The organism is Croceitalea sp. P059 (assembly GCF_031846365.1).
GTDB classification, from domain to species: Bacteria; Bacteroidota; Bacteroidia; order Flavobacteriales; family Flavobacteriaceae; genus Croceitalea; species Croceitalea vernalis.
Map to the genome: position 1 here is coordinate 207,850 of NZ_JAVRHW010000003.1, position 18,304 is coordinate 226,153.

13 protein-coding genes and 1 tRNA gene are annotated in these 18,304 nt (G+C 35.4%); 3 read left to right on the plus strand and 11 right to left on the minus strand.

The genetic code is table 11. The annotated features are described in order from the left end of the window. Positions 1–9 precede the first annotated feature (9 nt). Positions 10–159: an SsrA-binding protein gene (locus tag RM542_RS11110; RefSeq protein ID WP_311385822.1), complete on the plus strand. Its 150-nt coding sequence runs from the start codon at positions 10–12 to the stop codon at positions 157–159. Here RM542_RS11110 and RM542_RS11115 read toward each other — a convergent pair. Next, positions 156–668 carry an adenine phosphoribosyltransferase gene (locus RM542_RS11115; RefSeq protein ID WP_311385823.1) on the minus strand — a complete coding sequence of 171 codons (513 nt, stop codon included), beginning with the start codon at positions 666–668 and terminating at the stop codon, positions 156–158. The two genes, RM542_RS11110 and RM542_RS11115, sit on opposite strands and share 4 nt — an antisense overlap. Positions 669–732: 64 nt before the next feature. Here RM542_RS11115 and RM542_RS11120 point away from each other — a divergent pair. Next, positions 733–806 (plus strand) — tRNA-Arg (locus RM542_RS11120). 167 nt (positions 807–973) lie between these two features. Here the strand turns inward: RM542_RS11120 and RM542_RS11125 are convergent. Beyond that, positions 974–1,201 (minus strand): hypothetical protein, encoded by a 228-nt coding sequence (locus RM542_RS11125; protein WP_311385824.1) that lies wholly within the window; start codon positions 1,199–1,201, stop codon positions 974–976. A gap of 215 nt (positions 1,202–1,416) precedes the next feature. Between RM542_RS11125 and RM542_RS11130 the strand changes: the two genes are divergently transcribed. Next, positions 1,417–1,890 (plus strand): hypothetical protein, encoded by a 474-nt coding sequence (locus tag RM542_RS11130; protein WP_311385825.1) that lies wholly within the window; start codon positions 1,417–1,419, stop codon positions 1,888–1,890. A 9-nt stretch (positions 1,891–1,899) separates the two neighbouring features. Here the strand turns inward: RM542_RS11130 and RM542_RS11135 are convergent, their stop codons facing one another. The 9 genes from RM542_RS11135 to RM542_RS11175 all read right to left on the minus strand — a co-directional run bounded on the left by RM542_RS11135 (position 1,900) and on the right by RM542_RS11175 (position 18,303). After that, the gene (locus RM542_RS11135; RefSeq protein WP_311385826.1) at positions 1,900–2,511 is read right to left on the minus strand and encodes a hypothetical protein; all 612 of its coding nucleotides are present in this window, start codon (positions 2,509–2,511) and stop codon (positions 1,900–1,902) included. Between the two features lie 275 nt (positions 2,512–2,786). Next, positions 2,787–4,211, minus strand: coding sequence for an MFS transporter (locus RM542_RS11140; RefSeq protein ID WP_311385827.1), 1,425 nt, complete (start codon positions 4,209–4,211; stop codon positions 2,787–2,789). 67 nt (positions 4,212–4,278) lie between these two features. Further along, positions 4,279–5,547 carry a glycosyl hydrolase family 17 gene (locus RM542_RS11145; RefSeq protein ID WP_311385828.1) on the minus strand — a complete coding sequence of 423 codons (1,269 nt, stop codon included), beginning with the start codon at positions 5,545–5,547 and terminating at the stop codon, positions 4,279–4,281. A gap of 6 nt (positions 5,548–5,553) precedes the next feature. Continuing rightward, complete coding sequence (locus RM542_RS11150) at positions 5,554–6,564, minus strand: glycoside hydrolase family 2 TIM barrel-domain containing protein (protein WP_311385829.1); 1,011 nt, start codon at positions 6,562–6,564, stop codon at positions 5,554–5,556. A 1-nt stretch (position 6,565) separates the two neighbouring features. Then, positions 6,566–10,006: a hypothetical protein gene (locus RM542_RS11155; protein ID WP_311385830.1), complete on the minus strand. Its 3,441-nt coding sequence runs from the start codon at positions 10,004–10,006 to the stop codon at positions 6,566–6,568. Between the two features lie 38 nt (positions 10,007–10,044). After that, complete coding sequence (locus RM542_RS11160; RefSeq protein ID WP_311385831.1) at positions 10,045–12,357, minus strand: carbohydrate binding domain-containing protein; 2,313 nt, start codon at positions 12,355–12,357, stop codon at positions 10,045–10,047. 141 nt (positions 12,358–12,498) lie between these two features. Continuing rightward, on the minus strand, positions 12,499–14,616 hold the full coding sequence (locus tag RM542_RS11165; protein ID WP_311385832.1) for a glycoside hydrolase family 16 protein: 2,118 nt from the start codon (positions 14,614–14,616) through the stop codon (positions 12,499–12,501). Between the two features lie 134 nt (positions 14,617–14,750). After that, positions 14,751–16,829: a carbohydrate binding domain-containing protein gene (locus RM542_RS11170; protein ID WP_311385833.1), complete on the minus strand. Its 2,079-nt coding sequence runs from the start codon at positions 16,827–16,829 to the stop codon at positions 14,751–14,753. A gap of 22 nt (positions 16,830–16,851) precedes the next feature. Then, positions 16,852–18,303, minus strand: a complete 1,452-nt coding sequence (locus RM542_RS11175) for a RagB/SusD family nutrient uptake outer membrane protein (protein WP_311386101.1) — start codon at positions 18,301–18,303, stop codon at positions 16,852–16,854. Between the last annotated feature and the right edge of the window lies 1 nt (position 18,304).

Below are 18,304 nucleotides of genomic sequence, written 5' to 3' on the forward strand. Positions count from 1 at the left end.
AAACTAAAAATGCAATCTTTTTATAAGGCCTTAGCCAGAGTTAATAAAATAGTACTTCCATCGTTTACCAAAAAAAGATTGGATTTAGCCAAAGCCTCTAAATTTCAACTAGCTATAATTGGTTGGCGATATTTTGTTACCACTAAAGCATTGGGTTAATATTTTAAAAGTGCTTCTGTCTGATATCCTTTGAGCTGATCTGATCCATTCAAAAAGGTTAATTCAATTAAGAAGTTACATTGCACTACCTCACCCCCTAAACTTTCGACTAATTTGCATACTGCTTTAGCGGTTCCACCCGTTGCTAACACATCGTCGTGAACAAGTACTTTTTCTCCCTTTAAAATAGCATCTGTATGTATTTCTAAGGTACCCGAACCATATTCCAAATCATATGATTCTGAATTAGTTTTGTATGGCAACTTACCAGCTTTGCGAATAGGCACAAAACCAGCACCTAATTTAGAGGCTAGCATTGGAGCAAAAATAAAACCACGACTATCAACACCAACCACCTTGTCAATTTTTAGTTCTCCAATTAATCCATGTAGGGTATCACACGCTGCTTTTAAAGCTTCAGGGCTCTTTAAAAGAGGTGTAATATCCTTAAAAACCACTCCGGTTTCCGGAAAGTCAACAATATCTCTAACAAAAGGTCTAAAATCCATTTAATAATGTTTTAGCAGTTTTGTAGTAAAGTTAAAAAGAAATATATTTGCACCCCGTTTAAAAGGCCTCGTAGCATAACTGAATAGTGCACTTGATTACGGCTCAAGAGGTTGCAGGTTTGAATCCTGCCGAGGTCACTAATAAATAGTATAATAAGAAAAAACGCCAAGCTTGCTTGAGCGTTTTTTTGTTTGGACTATTTTCAGAGCGGAGCTTTGTCTGGAAAAACGAAGTTAATCCTGCCGAGGTCACAAAAAAAGCCCATCATTAAAATGACGGGCTTTTTTATGAATTGAAAAACTAGTTAAACTAAAGGAGTACCTTTTAAACGTTTTTCAATTTTCTTTTTCTTCTCTGTTAGACGTTTCATAACGTCCATTAGATTTGAATCTTTAGTTTCTTTATAAATCTCATTAATATCTAGTATCAGTTTTTTTGCTTCTCTAGAGGCAGAAACACGATCACTTGTTGACATATGACTTAAAGTCCTGGTAACAAACTCTTCTGCATGTTCTAATAATTCTTCCGTCATTTTTATTTAAAATTAAATACTGTATTACAATTATTTTATAATAATCTATATTTTGACTCTATTTAACTATCGAAATTTCATATTTATGAAATATTTAACTTGAAAAATGTCGATATAATTATTCAATCAAGTCAATATAATTTGCCAATATAAAGAATAAACCCTAAACTTAATTCGTAAAAGATCTTTAAATTATAAATTCACCAAAAAATTATATGAAAAAGAAACTCTTAGTTCTATTATCAATAGTTGCTTTATTTTATGCTTGTTCATCTGATGATGATAACAATATTACTCCACCGTCGGGAGAAGAATTCATGGGAACTTGGCAATTAACAGCAATTACGGTTAGCAACGCCATTGATGCCAATAATGACGGTAATACTTCAACTAACTTATTAGATGAGGTTACTTGTCTGCAAGAGACTTTTATATTAAATGAAGGCTTTACTTGGACCTCAAATGCTGTTAATGTCCGGTTAATCTCTGCTATTACCGGTAACTTATATAATGTTTCTTGCTCTGACCCTCAGGCAACCAATGGAAATTGGGGAGTTGATAATGGCCGCATATTTTTGGTAGGTGGCAACGATACCAGAGAATTCACAGTTGCTGGTAGTGAAATTATAGAAACCATTGGTCAAAATCTACCAGGGATTCAAAGTTTTACCTTTCAAAGACAAGAATAGATAAAGTGATCACTTAATACTATCATTGGAATTAAGAGCGCCAACTGACTTTTGAAAAAGAGAATCTACTTCAGAATTTTCAGGATTTAGTTCATTTTTCAATTTTTGAATACGTTCTTCGAACTCTTGCTGACTGATATATTTATTATTATCAAATAGCGCATTAAAAAGGCTAAACAATGTAAATACAAAACTCAAAGCTACAGCGCCAATTAACCCGTATAAAAAGGTTCTTTCTCGCTTATAGGAGGCTTTTTCAGTTTTGCCCAGATTCTGCTTCTCTTCAATAGAGAGTTTTCTTGTATTTGCTAGTTGATCGAGAAAGGTATCCCACTTTTCTTCTTCTTGTAAAAAAAGCTGTTTAAAACCACCTGTTTCAATAAACTCTTCTGTAAGTGCTGTAGAAGAAATCATAAATATTTTAGAACCATTACCACTCATTACATCAATGAGATTTGGGTCATATTCTAAAATTTCACGAAGTAACCTCTCAATAAAATTTAGACTATAATTCGGTCTTAAAAATTCATCATAAAGCAATTGAACCTCAAAATAATCATCTCGATCAGAAGCGTATTGTAAAAATTTATCCTTCAATTCCGCTTTAAAAAACTCACTCATTTTTGATTATACAATTGTAAAAGGTTGGCCACTAAAATTTGTTAAAACAAATTTAAATGAATTTGATTTTTGAGGATGATTTTAGTGTAAACAAATATGAATATTTGTTTTAATTCTTTAAAAATTCAACAATTCATAAAAAACAACTCAAAATTCCAATTAAAGATAAAAGGAACCCGAGCTGCCTTATAATTTTAAATCATTAATATGTTTTAATCCTCAAAGATTCTACTCAACAAATACTAACTTTCACCAACTCATTCACCTCATAATACTTAGGACGCAAATTGATCTGCTTTTTTCTTCTCTAAAGCACTTCTAATCTCATTAGCTTTCTCTTCGTCGATATCATAATTACGCATTATGAGCATAGCAGTAATCGTTCCTACTAAAGGAAAAAGACAGAAGAAGGCATGTAAGCCATCAACGGCACCTTGTTGGTCTGTTGTTGCTAGGTCTGGATTAAAACCCACTATAGCTATAATTACTCCGCTAAGCGCACCGGCAATAGCAAAACCTACTTTGACCATCCACCAGTAAATAGCTCCAAAAATACCTTCACGACGTTTTCCAGATTTCAGTTCATCAATATCAATCACATCTGCCGTCATTGACATCATAATAGTAAACAAACTACCGATTCCAAACGAAAAGAATGGCAAAGCAATTATATACATCCAAGGTTTACCAGGAACAAATAAGAACCATAGCATAATATAGCCAACTATTGAAATACTTTGAGAAATCATGAAAGCTTTTTTCTTACCATAAACCTTAGACATCCAAGCAACTATTGGTATCACAATAAAGGTTGTTCCAAGCGCACCTAAGCAACCAAATAACGACACCCAAATGCCCGTTGCTTCGGCATCACCATTAAATAATTTGTATACTATAACAAAAAACGTAAGAGATGACACGGCCATGAAGGCATTATAGATAAGAAATGTTGCTCCACATAGTTTTCTGAACTCTTTTATTTTGAAAGCCTCAACAAAACTTATTAGAATTTTCACTAGGCTACCTCCTATATTTGAAAAACTTAGTGGCTCAAGATCCTTATCAAGGGTAGATTCACTTTTAATAAATATTGCCGGTACCATTGCACAAAGAGCACATGGTATAGCCACCCAAACTGCTAGTTCTCTAGCGGCTACTTCAGCCGATGGAAACCATTCTGGATCATACATAATTACCCAAAACCAAGGTGCTATTACCCAAGCCCATTGCCCTATCCATTGCGCTATTGCCATTATATTTGTACGTTCATGAAAATCATCACTCATTTCATAGCCCATAGCTACATAAGGCACACTAAAAAAGGTAAGACCTAAATAAAAAATGATAGACCAAATAAAGAAATACCAAAAGTTAAATTGCAACGAATTCTCACTAAAAAGCTGCCACATAAAAATATAGGAAACCCCCATAATTACACCTCCTATTAGCACATATTGCTTTCTTCGACCCCATTTGGATTTTGTATTATCAGATATAAAGCCCATTATAGGATCTGTAATTGAATCAAATATTCTAGGAAAAAAATAAATCAGAGCCCACATCCAGCCCGGGAAGCCTAAATCTTGTACAAGAACGACCATGAATATACCCAGGATGGCAGGAAACATTTGGTTTGCAAACATACCAACCCCAAAGGCGATTTTTTGTCCTAAAGGGACTTTACTTTTTGCTGATTCCATATGTAGTTTATTTGGTTACTAGTTAATTATTTCGCTCTGTTATTTCAAATTAAAATTTTGAAATAATTCATTGGTTAATTCGAGGTACCATAACGTCTTTCATTAATACCTGTTCATCCCCGTCATAAGTCTTTGTTATTGGCTTTCCATCTCTAGTTAGTCCTTCAAAAACATTATTATCTACCATCTCCCATAGTGCATATTTTGCCTGACCTTTCAAGTTTATAAGCCCAAAATGGTTTTCTGAACCTTTTGCATTTGTGGCATCTTTCCACTGTTCATCAAAACCCTCAAAATAAAAACATGATATACCTTCTAAATTTGTCCATTCTCTCATATGATTATAATAGAGTGCCTCTTTATATTCATCAGTTGCCTTTGAACCTTCAGGACCGTAAAATCCATTAGAAACAGTAGCCCAACCGGTTTCACCAATATGAATAGGTTTCTCAATACCTAAACTATTCATATACGTTTTTACATTGTTATACTGAGACATAGCATATTCTTTGGCTCGTAACATTGCTCCTTCAATTTGTTCTTTCTTTGATGCATTTTGTTCCGACTCAAAAACTCCCCAAAATTCGGGATTGTAATGCGTATCATGCATTGGATAGGTATGTACAGAGAGAAAATCTACGGCTTCAATTAACTTATTTAAGTCCTCTACATGATATTGACCATCTCCGCCTCCCCAAGAAGCAAAATTGTCAGAACTTGTAACCCATAAGTCTTTTTTTAATTCACCTGATAATTTTAAGGATTGAAGATAATTAACCCATTTTAAAATAATACCTGGTTGAACATAATAACTGGCCGCCCATTTGACCATAGCCTCATTGCCTACTGCAATAACCTTAACAATATCATCATATTTTTTAGCTAGGCGAACAGTTTCTTCAATTTCTAAGGCATTTCTTTCACTCTCTTTATTATGGTCAGGAACTTTATCCGTCCATGCATTTTTGCAATCTATCCACGCCCCGAGCATGACATACATGTCAAAACTAGAATCTTCTTTTTTTAATTGATGAATAGCTTCCAGAACATTAGCCGCATGTGGCAAATGCACCTTGTAAGTACGTATTATTTTAACACCCATGGCGTTCAAAATCTTCATGTCTTCTTTGAGTTCTTCTATGGAAGGTTCAACACTATGATCGACTTGACGATATCCACCATAAGACATAGCTAAATAATCTGGATTACCTAAAATTTCTCTAGCGCTTTTAGCTGGTTTTTCTTGTTCTTTAAGGTTTTGCTTTTGTTCTTTTTTACAAGAAAAAATACCAACTAATAAAATACATGCTATAACCCTTAAATGCTTTTGCGTCATAAAACTTTATTTAGGTAGTCCGTTATACTTTGCTTTTACGACTTCAAATGTTTCTTTTTTATTTCGTTCCAAGTCCACAACACCCCAGTATTCTTCATTTGGTGTACCATCATATGGCACCCCTGTGCTATTTGGCGCCCAACCTCCTGGGTTTTGCTTATCGTTTTCTCCGGCCTTCCACCATCCATCTGTAAATGAAAAAAGTGTAACCCCTAAGGTATTCTCTAAATTCTCAAAAACAGCATCCAATATTTTTTTATTAGCGTCAGCTTGGGCTTTTTGATTTTCTCCTTTTTGATATCCGCTTTTGGTTATTGTCATAAAACTATCTCCACCAGCTTCAGATAAGTACATGGGTTTTTCGCTAACATCTTTCCATTGTTTAAAAATTTCAGTAGGGTTGTCCCATCGGTAAACATTCATACCCCAAACATCAATATTAGGAGACATATTTAAGGCTAATTCGTTCGGTAATTCTCCGTGCGCTGTTGTCACAGGGTGATTAGAATCAACTTCTTTAATTTCTAAAGCAGCTTTATTCATAGCTAAATACCAATTCTGGATATTGCCTTTAAACCATTCCGGATGGTAATTGTATTCATTACCCAGTTCCCACATTAATATGGCTTGATGATTTTTATACTTTTTAACGTAGTCCAAAAAAGTACCCGAAAGAATGTCAAACTTACCTTTTTGATTATAGCCAAAACCTATTATTATTTTTATACCTGAATCAGCAATCTCATCTAAAACATCTTTATCGGCTATAGGCTCATAGACTCTGATTGTATTTATACCCAACTCTTTCATTAACAGCAAATCTTCCGTTAAGTTGGTAAAATCCCTTTTATTACTATTCTTTGGTACGGGGTGATAGCAAATTCCTTTGATAATATATGGACTCTCGTTCACCAATAAGCTTCTACCTTCTACGCTAACTACTTGAGACTGCATGGGTAGCCCCTTGCAAGAAGAGCAAACCCATAAAAAAAACACTATGACGATTCTTCCGATCATGCTAATCTAATTTTACAAAAACCTTTATTTGATTAATGATTCCAATTCTTTCAAACAAGGCACTACTCCATTGTTTATTTAGTTTTAAAGAAGAAAATTGTTCTTCTTTATCTTCGGTTGAGGTCACAATTATTTTTGAGGTCTCGGCTAATTGATAAATAATAGGTACTTGGCAATACGTGAAGCATAATTGACCTTCTTGAAGTGGAATACTTTTATCTGCCCCATCTAGCCCTTTAAAAATGAATGTAGAAGGCTCAATCAAGAATTCTTCAAGTAATAACAGTGAAGGATTAAAATGGAGTTGTCCCTGCTCAACGAATACTCCCAATTCTCCAAAACGACTTAAAATATCTTCTTTTACTTGACCAGTCATACCGGGTTGTTGCGCTCCCTTTCCACCAGGCGTATGAGAATAAGGGTCGGTTGGAAAAGCTCCGTATAATTCTGGAGATTTATGTACCCCTATTCCAGCATTAATTTCATAATAATGCTCTTTAAGCCTTCTGATAATTTCGCCACTTGCTCCTTCATTTATTGCTTTTAGACAACACTCTTGAACAGCTAGTAAAAGCTTTGACACCATATGCCAATAGATAGAGCCTAAACCTTCATAACCATAAAATGTGCCTGATCGACCCGTGAATGCCTTATGATTAAAAACAGTTTCAAAAATCTGTGATAGTTTTTCCCTTTCTTTTTCAACCAATTCTGAGTAAGACGTATCTAAATTATCTAGAGCACTTTCAAGACTATTAGCATTATTAAAATTTCCATTAAAATGAAAATCCCCTTTGATATCTTGTTCTATAATTTCACGATTACCTTGTTTCAAGAGCTTTTCTAAAAGTTCTGATTTTTTAACTTCTTCAGAAGGTATATTGTTTCGTTTCGTAAATCGCGGCAACTCCTTATTAGGATATAGTAAATAACTGTATTGATCCTCTCTAAAAAGCTTACTAGCTTTTAAAGCATCTAAAACTTCAAGAGCTTCTTTTGAAGATAAGTAACCAGCACTTAATACAGCCACTTGACCTTCTAACATTTCATTCAAATAAGAAACTGAAACTTCTTTTTCACTTTCTAATGTCATCAAATTGTAGGCATGATACAACTTATCGCTCCTTTTGTTAGCGTCTATAGCATGATCCAAATAATCCAAGGTCAATACCATAAATTCAAGCAAATCCTTTTTGTAAATACTACTCTTTGAAGCCGAAAAACCTTGTTGATAGATATTCCCCCTATACTTAGCTGCTGCAGTACCCAAACCATCCATTACCACTTTTCGATCTTTGTTAGAAAAACTCCCAGACAAAAGATTTTTACTCACCTTCAAAGTGGCTATGGTCTCGTCAAAAAACTTTAATAATTCAGATGAAATCTCAACACTTTCATTTGCAGATTGTTCTATAATACTTTGAAAAAATGATAGAAATCTTCTCATGTAATATAGTGTAACCATGGAAACACCATTACCAACTAAAGCATTATTAGCATCGTTCCACTCTGGTCTTTGAGTAGTTAACCATATACCTGCTTCTGGTATTAAATTAGAACACTTAGCTAGAAGTGTTGCAAGTAATTTTTCAATTAAATTGACCTTATAAATTTGATTTTCACCAACATGCCACAAAGCCCCATCAGCGCCAATAATTTCCCTATTTTCTCTAATCTCAACATCAAGTTCATGATTAAAATCAATAGTGTCTTTCGGGTTCTTCAAAATAGACTTATAATCCTTTATTACATATGGGACATTGGCATAAACAAAAATTTCTTTATCAAAATACTTTTCTAATTTTTTAGGCTGGTGCTTTTCAATAAATTCAAGAAACTTCAATAAATAGATAATTTGATGGTCACCCCAATAACCAATATAAGACCAAGGATCATCTGGCTCAATGGTTTCCCAGTCAAAGCCCCCTTTAGTTACTCTATATGGATTATAACCATCAAAAGTTGTAGCATTTAAAAATTTATGAATCATGCTTTCTATGAACTCAGGATATGAGTGTGCTAAAGCTTCCCAGTTCTGGAAAATATCTCGCCAATTACCTTCATAATCTAAAATTTTAGAACCATCAACCTCACTATTTGTATTAATAGAGAATTTATTCCATGGTCGACTTGGATCACCATGTCTTCGGCTAAACTTTAATGGTAGATATTCAAAACATAACCTACTAAAATTTTTGTCTTTGGCATCCCAAGCTAACTCTAATAATGCTTTGTGTTTAAATACTTCTGGAAGGGCTTTTAATAAACCAATGGAAGAACTAAAAACATTTTTATTGGCCTTTGATAAATAAGTCTCAAAATCTGACTTTTCAATATTGTAATTATCGTCAAAAATCCCCCCTCGCATTATATTAAATAACACATTAGCATAATGTCTCGTGTTTCTTCTTTTATCAGACGTTAACTGTTTTCCATCGGCAGCCATAGTCAGGGCTAAAAGGTTTTGAGTACCGGCCTCAATATCTTCATTAATTTGAGCTAATAAATTTTGCTCCTTAGTAATGAGCTCAGAAATTTGGACTACATCAGATGGCCCTTTATTTACATCAGCCACTAAAATCCATTCTTTTTCTTTCTTTTGTGGTAGTATCATTTCAGAAACAACAAAGTACGCTCCCTTTTCTGCTCGAATATCTATTTCCTCCTTCACACTTGACGTTCTTCTAAAATCGTTCAATTGCAATGAAGACAATAGTATTTTTGTATTATCTAAACCTTTGGACCAAACTATATTAGCTTTCAAAGCTTCACTAGGCTCTGCCTTGTCAACTATAACAGCACTAAGCGTGAAAATACCGAGCCCTGAATCAGTAAGAAGCTCATTTTTTTTATAAGCGTCTACCAAATTACTTGCTGCTTGTTGAGAACTCGGCTCAACACCATAAGGTATTATATTTTGAATACCATCTAAAACCTTAACTTCAATATTAGATTCCGAATCATTAATCAATTTACTTCTCTTAACAAAGCCAAATTTATTACTGGTATTCCAATGGCATTGATAAGTCAATCCAAGATCATGATTAACCTCTTCAAAGATGATTTTGTTACCGTATTCATTTTTGTAAAGATTTCTGGTATACTGATAAACACCAGTATATCTATCAGAAAAAGGTTCCCAAACTTTTCGTTTGCCATCAACTTGAATTATATAAATTGATTTACTCCCAGTAATTTCAAAAGACTCCGTGATTTTATCATCAGTGTAATACGGAAATAAAGCATAGTCACTATTCTTTCTACCTGCCGTCAAACCGCCATTACTTGCTATAAACATCCAATGATTAGCATCACTAACAATACTCATAAAAAAAGGGCGCATAGCCGCTATGTTTGAAATCATATAAAAGGTTTCTCCATTAATGGAAACAGCTTTCATATTTACTTCATTAGCCTTAGTATCATCCTTTATTTTCTGCATAATAATATAAAAATACTTGTTACTTAAACTTGTTTTCTTTAGTTATGGATTAAATCATCTATAAAGTAGGTACCATCCATTGTTATCGCACCATCATTTTCGTTATTATCGGGCTTTATAACCAACTGACTATAGGCAGTTGGAGAAGCTGGAAGATTGGTAAAAGTAAATTCAACCTCAATCCATTCATTAGCATCTGATATAGGAACAAAAACTGGTGTTGGATTACCAATGCTACCATCATTAGGATTAGCCAATAGCTCAAACCGAAATACTACATTAGCTTTAGTACTATAGACTTTTAGTTTAAAAGTACTTGATGTTCTTAAATCAAAATTATTAACAAATATATTTTGCACACCAGCAAAGAATTCTGACCCGGCAGGTTTATCTATTCGCAATACAAAATCTGAAGTATTTATTCCCGTTTTAAACGGATTTGCCACAAGCTCAGAAGTTAACCCATTACCAAAATTCAATGAAGAAAGAAATGTTTCACAACCCTCAAAATTTAATGGCAACTTAATTGCTTCTTCAAAGGTATCTGTGCAACCTCCTGATGGTACTTCCAGAGGATTTCCACCATTACTATCTCTACCATCTCCTCCCGTAAAAAGGGTTATATTATCTAAAGAAACTGCTCCTAATTCCGCACCCATATTAAATAATACACGACTATTACTATTGCCAAAGTCGCCAGCCGTTAATTGCAAGGTATATGTTTGACTGGTTGTTGTTAAATTAACCGTAGGTGTTGTTTCAGTAAAAGGAGCTTCATTTAAACCAATACCTGCCAAAATAGTACGTTCTCGGTCAGATGACGCGTCAAATGTTAGTATATAATTAGTTCCTTCAACTATTTCTGTTACTTGACTTATAGTTACCGAAGAGGCTTCTCCAGCGGTCATTATATTTACAAAATTAAATTCATTTCTATTCTCCGATTGTAGATTAACTCCATTTCCTATCCAAGGAGCTGCCCCAGATTCAAAATCACCGTTCACTATTATTCCAGCATCTAAATTACTATCCGTATCACCATCTCCACCTCCGCCAGAACCAACTAAATCAATATCATCAATAAAATAAGAACCGTCTTGAGTAATTGGGCTATCTGTTTGGTCATTATCTGGTTTTATTACTAATTGACGGTATGCCGTTGGAGATGCAGGAAGATTCGTAAATGTAAATTCAATTTCAACCCATTCATTAGCATTTGGTATTGTAACAAAAACCGGTGTTGGATTACCAATACTACCATCATTAGGGTTAGCTAATAATTCAAACCTAAATACAACATTCGCTCTTGTACTATATACTTTGGCTATAAATGTATCCGTGTCAGTAAGATCAAAATTACTTGGAAAAATATTTTGAACTCCCGCAAAAAATTCCGAACCTGCAGGCTTATCAATCTTTAAAACAAAGTCGGACGTATTGATGCCTATTTTAAATGGATTTTCAATTAGAGCAGAACTTATACCACTTCCAAAATTTAATGAAGAAAGAAATGTTTCGCACCCTTCAAAATCTAATGGTAAGGTCATAGCTTCAACTAGATTCGCTGTGCAACCAACAGCACTATTTGGCGTTTCTATTTGAGTGATAGAGTCTATTAAAAATAAACCCTCTTTAGTGCCACCAGGGTCTACAATAAAAGTTAATTTAGAATACTCGTCAATACTATCAAAAGTAAATAAGAGTTCTTCCCAACCCATTCCTGAATGACTTACAAGAACTTCAACTTCATTAGCATTAGGTCCTTCCATTCTTAAAAGTACTGCTATAGGAGCATCTGCCCAAAAATTAATTTGGATTGTTTTTTCTATTGCAAATTCTACTTCCGTTGCCAATTCAAAGAAAATACCTTCAAACGCTACACCACTATTTCTAATTTCGCCGACGTTAGAAACAGTTGGATTAGTACCAGAAATGTCTGGGTTTTCAATAATCCGAAAATTTGTGCCTCCAAAAGTTACTGCTTCATTATTAACTGTTGAATCATCAAAAGTAATAGGCAATGTGGCTTTATTAAGCGCAACAACAGTAATTTCATCTTCAATACTATCAAAAGAACCTTCGCTAGCCGATGCTGTTAGTTTTACCGTAAAAGTTCCGGATACATATATTTTAGTTGGATTGATTTCTGTTGACGTACTGCCATCTCCAAAATCCCACAGATATGTTGTAGCTTGTTCGGATGTATTTACAAAAATGGCTGTATCTCCCTCTATAGTAAATGTAAAATTTGCTACAACTTGGGGTCCATCATCATCGCTTTTACATCCAAAAAACAAAATTAAGAGTAGGAAAAAAGAAATAAAATTTAATTTTTTTTGAAATCTTTTCATTGTCCTGTTGGCTAACCTTCTATCTTATGTGATAAAAGGATTAATTCTCTTGCTATTCGAAGGTAATTTGATATTTAGGAGTATTTAAAGAAAAAGCAACTGACTTACTAGTTGCTTTTTCTTTAAAAAAATATACTGTATCTACTGATACATTCTAATATAGTCTACCTCCATTGTTGAATCTGTAAATGCTGCATCAATATCACCCCCAAAACTTCCTCCCATCGCAACATTCATAATAAAAAAGAAATCATTATTGAATGGTAATGTACCATCATTTGTAACAGTATGATATACTTGTCCGTCAACGGCAAACTGTATCTCAGTACTGGTCCATTCCATTTCATAAATATGATATTCCTCAGAGACCCCAGCGACTAAGGTTGACCCGGTACGTGCTGTGCCTCCAAAATTATTAGGATCATGTGTAGACCCAAAAACAATATCTTGCTGATTACCAACATGTTCCATTATATCCATTTCGCCAGCCGCTGGCCAACCAACTTCTGGAAAATTAGCGCCTAACATCCAAATTGCTGGCCATGTTCCACCTCCTGTTGGGAGTTTCGCTCTTGCCTCAACTCGACCATAAGTAAACTCTTGCAAGCCTTGAGATTTAATTCTAGCTGAGGTGTAACCAGAACCTACTGGACCATCTTCACCAAAATCAAAGAATATAACAACCCTATCATAATTAAAAGCTGGAGCTCCGCTCAAATCATAAGATAAAGTTTCCCATGCATTTGTTACAGTTGTATTAGCATCCACCTCTACAAATTTTGTTGAATCTGTAGCGTCCTCCAATTTTATCCGAACTACAGCACCCGATTTTGGGGACCAAGTTTTTATCAAAAGATTTGCGTTAACTGATAAATCTAGTGGTGCTGAGAAATCAAAAAATGCACCAGCAAAAAATGCTGCACCAGGATTTTTAGTGAATTCCACAACAGTTGAAGAGGTATTAATACCAGTAGCATCAGGGTTTTCAATTACTGCAGTTGAAGCCCCTTCAAAACCAGTTATAGATGGGGAATCACCTTCAAAATCCTGAATAGTCTCCGTTGCATTCCCTGAATCATCTCCAATTTGGATGTCATCAAAATAATAAACATCGGCGCCATTACCACCTCCTGTTGCCATTGCAGTAATCTTTAAAACATCGTCTTCAACAATTACATTTTCTGGATTACTAGTATAGCTCTGTGACTCTCCGTTACCCCAACCACCTGCACCTAAATCATAGGTCCAATTTACTGGATTGGGCGCTCCTGAAATATCAAACTCATCTGACCAAATTAGATTGGTGAATTCAGTTTCTAATGTACTTCCTCCGCCGCCAATACCATCACTTTCAGGTATAAAACTAAAATACCAAGCTAAAGGATCATCGCCATTAAATGGCTGACTAATTCCCCTTACACTAATTCTATTTTCAGATAACTCTACTATCTCATACTCCCCGGAAACAACAACCCAATAACTTAAAAAGCTATTACCTACATTTAGCGACTGGGTACCATCGGTATTCTCGATAATGATAAAATTATTTTCAAAAGTTGCTTGATTACTTATGTCTCTACATTCGTCTGCAAATTGTTGCGGTGTAGCTTCAGGAAAAAAGCGATTAACTTCAGTCCAATTTATAAAGGTTTCATTGCCTTCTCCTGTTTCAAGAGAAAATGTATAGTTGTCATTTCCATCATGTGAAAACTCTAAAACATCGTCATACATGCATGGATTAATTTGGTTTGGTCCAGCACTAAAAAACTCAGGAAAATTATTTGATAAAGGTCCTACACCAAAATGACCACCAACAGTTCTATCCCAAACCCAACGTTTAGTACTTGCTGAAAAGCCATCTCCACCTGTTATTTGAGCTAAAATTTCTGGCGAAATTCTTAAACTAACATCTAAATCAATAGATACTGTTGCACTAGAGCTTATACCCCCTGCACCAAAAGCAACCACAGTTATCGGAGTGCTATACTGCCCAGATTGAGAATATCTAAAGGTAGCCGAGTCGCCATTAGCGATAGTAATTGGGTCATCTCCTGGATTGAATATCACATGAAAGTTAATTGCATTTTCAGCAGTCGGTGTAACCGTTACATTCCCTGATTGATCTGTAGATACAGCAGCATTTACTTCAACATTAGTTGGAGCAACTAAGTTCTCGAGTACAGGCTCTTCTTCTTGACATGATATGACAAGAAGTAGTACCATAAGAATTCTAAATTGACCAAAAACCTTCTTTCTCATCGCTTTTATTTTTCTAAAGAATTAGCCTGCCCAACTAAATTAAGCAGGCCAAATTCATTTTTTTTACTCCACAAATAATTTTAAATCTTTAATCTTCCTTTTCAGGAAAACTATAATTCAAAATCTACACTTTTTTAAGGTGTATCACTTCCATCACCACCTTCGACTATGGATACATTATCAATATTAACAAGACCTGCCATCCCATTATTATCAAAAAGCACACGTATATCATCGCCACCAAAACCGGCAGCTGTTAAATTAAGTGTGAATGTCTGGATCTGATCTGTTAAGCTAACATCAACTACCACATTAGCGAAAGCACCATTAGCCCCACTTTCTCCAATACCCGCTATTATGGTTCGATTACGATCAGACCATGCGTCAAAAGTTAGAATATAGTTCGCATCTGCCGTAACGCTTAAACCTTGCTGACTCAAATTCACTAAGAAAGGTTGGCTTGCATCAGGGTTATCAATAGTAACAGAATAAAAAGTGTTCCCATTTTCAGTTACTACTGGTGCTGGAGGTGCGTCAAACTCTTCGACACCCGCATTCCAAGGTTCTGCTCCATCTTCAAAATCACCATTAATTAGCATAACTGAGCCTGTTCCGCCATCACCGCCACCATCGCCGCCAGGTGTATCACTACCATCACCGCCTGCAATAAGAGAAACGTTATCAATATTAACTAAACCTGCTTCTCCATTACTATCAAAAAGTACGCGAATATCGTCACCACCAAAACCATCAGCAGTTAAATTAAATGTGAAGGTTTGCATGGCAGCAGTCAGATTTACATCATTTACCACACTAGCAAAAGCACCATTAGCTCCACTTTCTCCGATTCCTGCTATTATAGTTCGATTACGATCTGACCAAGCATCAAAAGTCAAAATATAGTTGGCCCCAGCGGCAACACTTAAACCTTGTTGACTTAAATTCACTAAGAATGGTTGATTAGGATCTGGATTATCTATTGTTACAGAATAAAAGGTGTTTCCATTTTCTGTTACTACTGGTGCTGGTGGAGCGTCAAACTCCTCAACTCCGGCATTCCATGGCTCTGCTCCAGCTTCAAAATCTCCATTTACAATTAATTCTGTCGCATCTCCTCCTCCAGGAGTATCACTACCGTCGCCTCCTTCAAAAAGCATAACATTATCAATATTAACTAAACCGGCTGCACCATTACTATCAAAAATCACACGGATATCATCACCACCAAACCCAACAGCTGTTAAGTTTAAAGTAAATGTTTGCATCGCAGAAGTCAGATTTACATCTACCGCAACACTAGCAAAACCTCCACTGCTTTCTCCGATACCTGCAATTATAGGACGGTCACGATCGGACCATGCATCAAAAGTCAAAATATAATTTGTTCCATCAACTAGAGTTAATCCTTGCTGACTTAGATTCACTAAGAATGGTTGATTAGGATCTGGATTATCAACAGTAACAGAATAAAAAGTATTACCATCTTCAGTAACAACTGGCGCCGGTGGAGCATCAAAGGCTTCAACTCCAGCATTCCATGGTTCTGCACCTGCTTCGAAATCTCCATTTACAATTAATCCACCATCGAAGGCAGCTTCTTCAATAAGCACAGTTTCCATAACTTCAATAGTTGTTGCACTTGCTCCCATAGCAGTAACTGTTATCGTATACTCTCCTACTGCTTCATATTCATTTACAGCACTTGCTCCTGCCATAATTGTGGTAGCTTCTTCACCGTTGGCTTCATCACCAAATAAAACCGCAAACATAGTTGCATCATCAGCTGTTGGGGTTACTGTAACCTCAAAAGGATTACTTTCAGAAACAACTACATCCAACATTAAATTAGATGGCGCTGTAAATGCAACCGTAATATTGTTGGTAATTTGAGTTTCTTGCCCGTCTGCACCTATAGCTGTTAAAGTGATTGTAAATGTACCTTCACCGTATACATTGGTAGCTGATTGCCCGGGACTTAAATTAGTTGGTGTTTCATTGTCTTCATCTCCAAAAAGTACTTCAAAAGAAGTTGCACCATCTGCTGTAGGTGTAACTGTAACAGTACCTGTATCATCTTGCGCAATTTCAATATTCGCTGTAACATTAGAAGGAGCTTCAAGATTATCCATTGGATTATCATCGTCATCACCTCCACAACTAACCAAAAGGCCAGTGGTTATAAATAAAACTAAAAAGTGTTTAAAAATTTTCATTTTGAGTAATTTAAGTTAATGTTTAATATCCTGGGTTTTGTTCCCAACGGTTTCCCGCTAATTCAATTTCTATACTTGGTATCGGGAATAATTCATGTTTCCCCGTTTGAAAACCATTTATTTCAGCGGCAGCTCTACCAGTTCTAACTAAGTCAAAAAAACGATGTCCTTCACCCACTAATTCAACTCGACGTTCTTGGTAAATTGCCTCAGTTAATGCTTGTCCAGTTGCAGAACTATTTCCTAAAATCGCTCGATTCCGGACTCTATTTAAATAGGTTTGTGCTTTAGAATCATCTATGTTCCCTCTGTTATTAGCTTCTGCCGCCATTAATAGTACGTCAGCGAAACGTATAGCGCGGTAGTTATTAGGGTTTGTCAAATTGGCATCACCTGTATTTAAATCTCCTTGTCGAGCAATGTATTTTCTGTTGTAGTATCCGGTATGTTCGAAGCCTTCTACGAAAGACACATCAGGATTAGTAATTGCCCATGCCTCTATATCTAAAATTGCAACGTCTCTTCGAATATCTCCTGATTCGAAGGCATCAAAGGCTTCTTGTGTCGGAACATTAAAACTAAAGCCAGATTCAAATTCAGGTCCAGAATAATTACGTATTCCATTAAAACCAACAGCCACATTACCTTCACTACATTGCAAGCAACCAAAACCAGCTCCTTCAATATCTGTATACTGAACTTCAAAAACTGATTCTATATTATTCTCGTTGTCATTCTCAAACATTGTACTGTAATCGACCAACAAATCATAAGTACCCGAATTAATTACTTCATCTAAAACCGATGCTGACTCCGTAAATTTATCTTGATATAAATAAACTTTACCAAGCATTGCCTGTGCTGCGCCCTTGGTTGCACGACCGGTTTCTGTTTGAACTAAAGGCAAGTTGTTAGCAGCAAACAGTAAATCTTGTTCTATTTGCGTGTAAACTTCAGATTGAGGTGTTCTTTCAACAATATTTTGGTCTCCAAAAAGTAATCTTTGATCCACAGCTAATGGAACATCGCCAAACCATTTTACTAGTTCAAAATAATAGTAAGCTCTTAAAAAAGTAGCCTCAGCTATAACTATATCTCGATTCGCAAAATCAGTTTTGTCTTTAAATTCTAAAATATAGTTTGCTCTATTTACTCCAGCGAACATCCAACTCCAGATATCACGCAGCTGCTGATTTACCGGAGTATGAATCATATCATCAATTTCCTGTATACCTGGAACATCCGTAGCACTTTCTCCACCAGCCAATGTATTATCAGATGCAATTTCTCCTAACATTACATTGATATAACTTGACTGTAACATATCGTAAGCTGAGATTAAAGCACTTTGATAATCGTCTTCCGAATTAAAAAAGCTTTCAGAATCTTCATCAAATGAATCAACATTTACAAAATCATCCGAACAAGCAAAAACTAAAAGCACTGATGTCAATACAAAAAGTGTTTTTCTCATA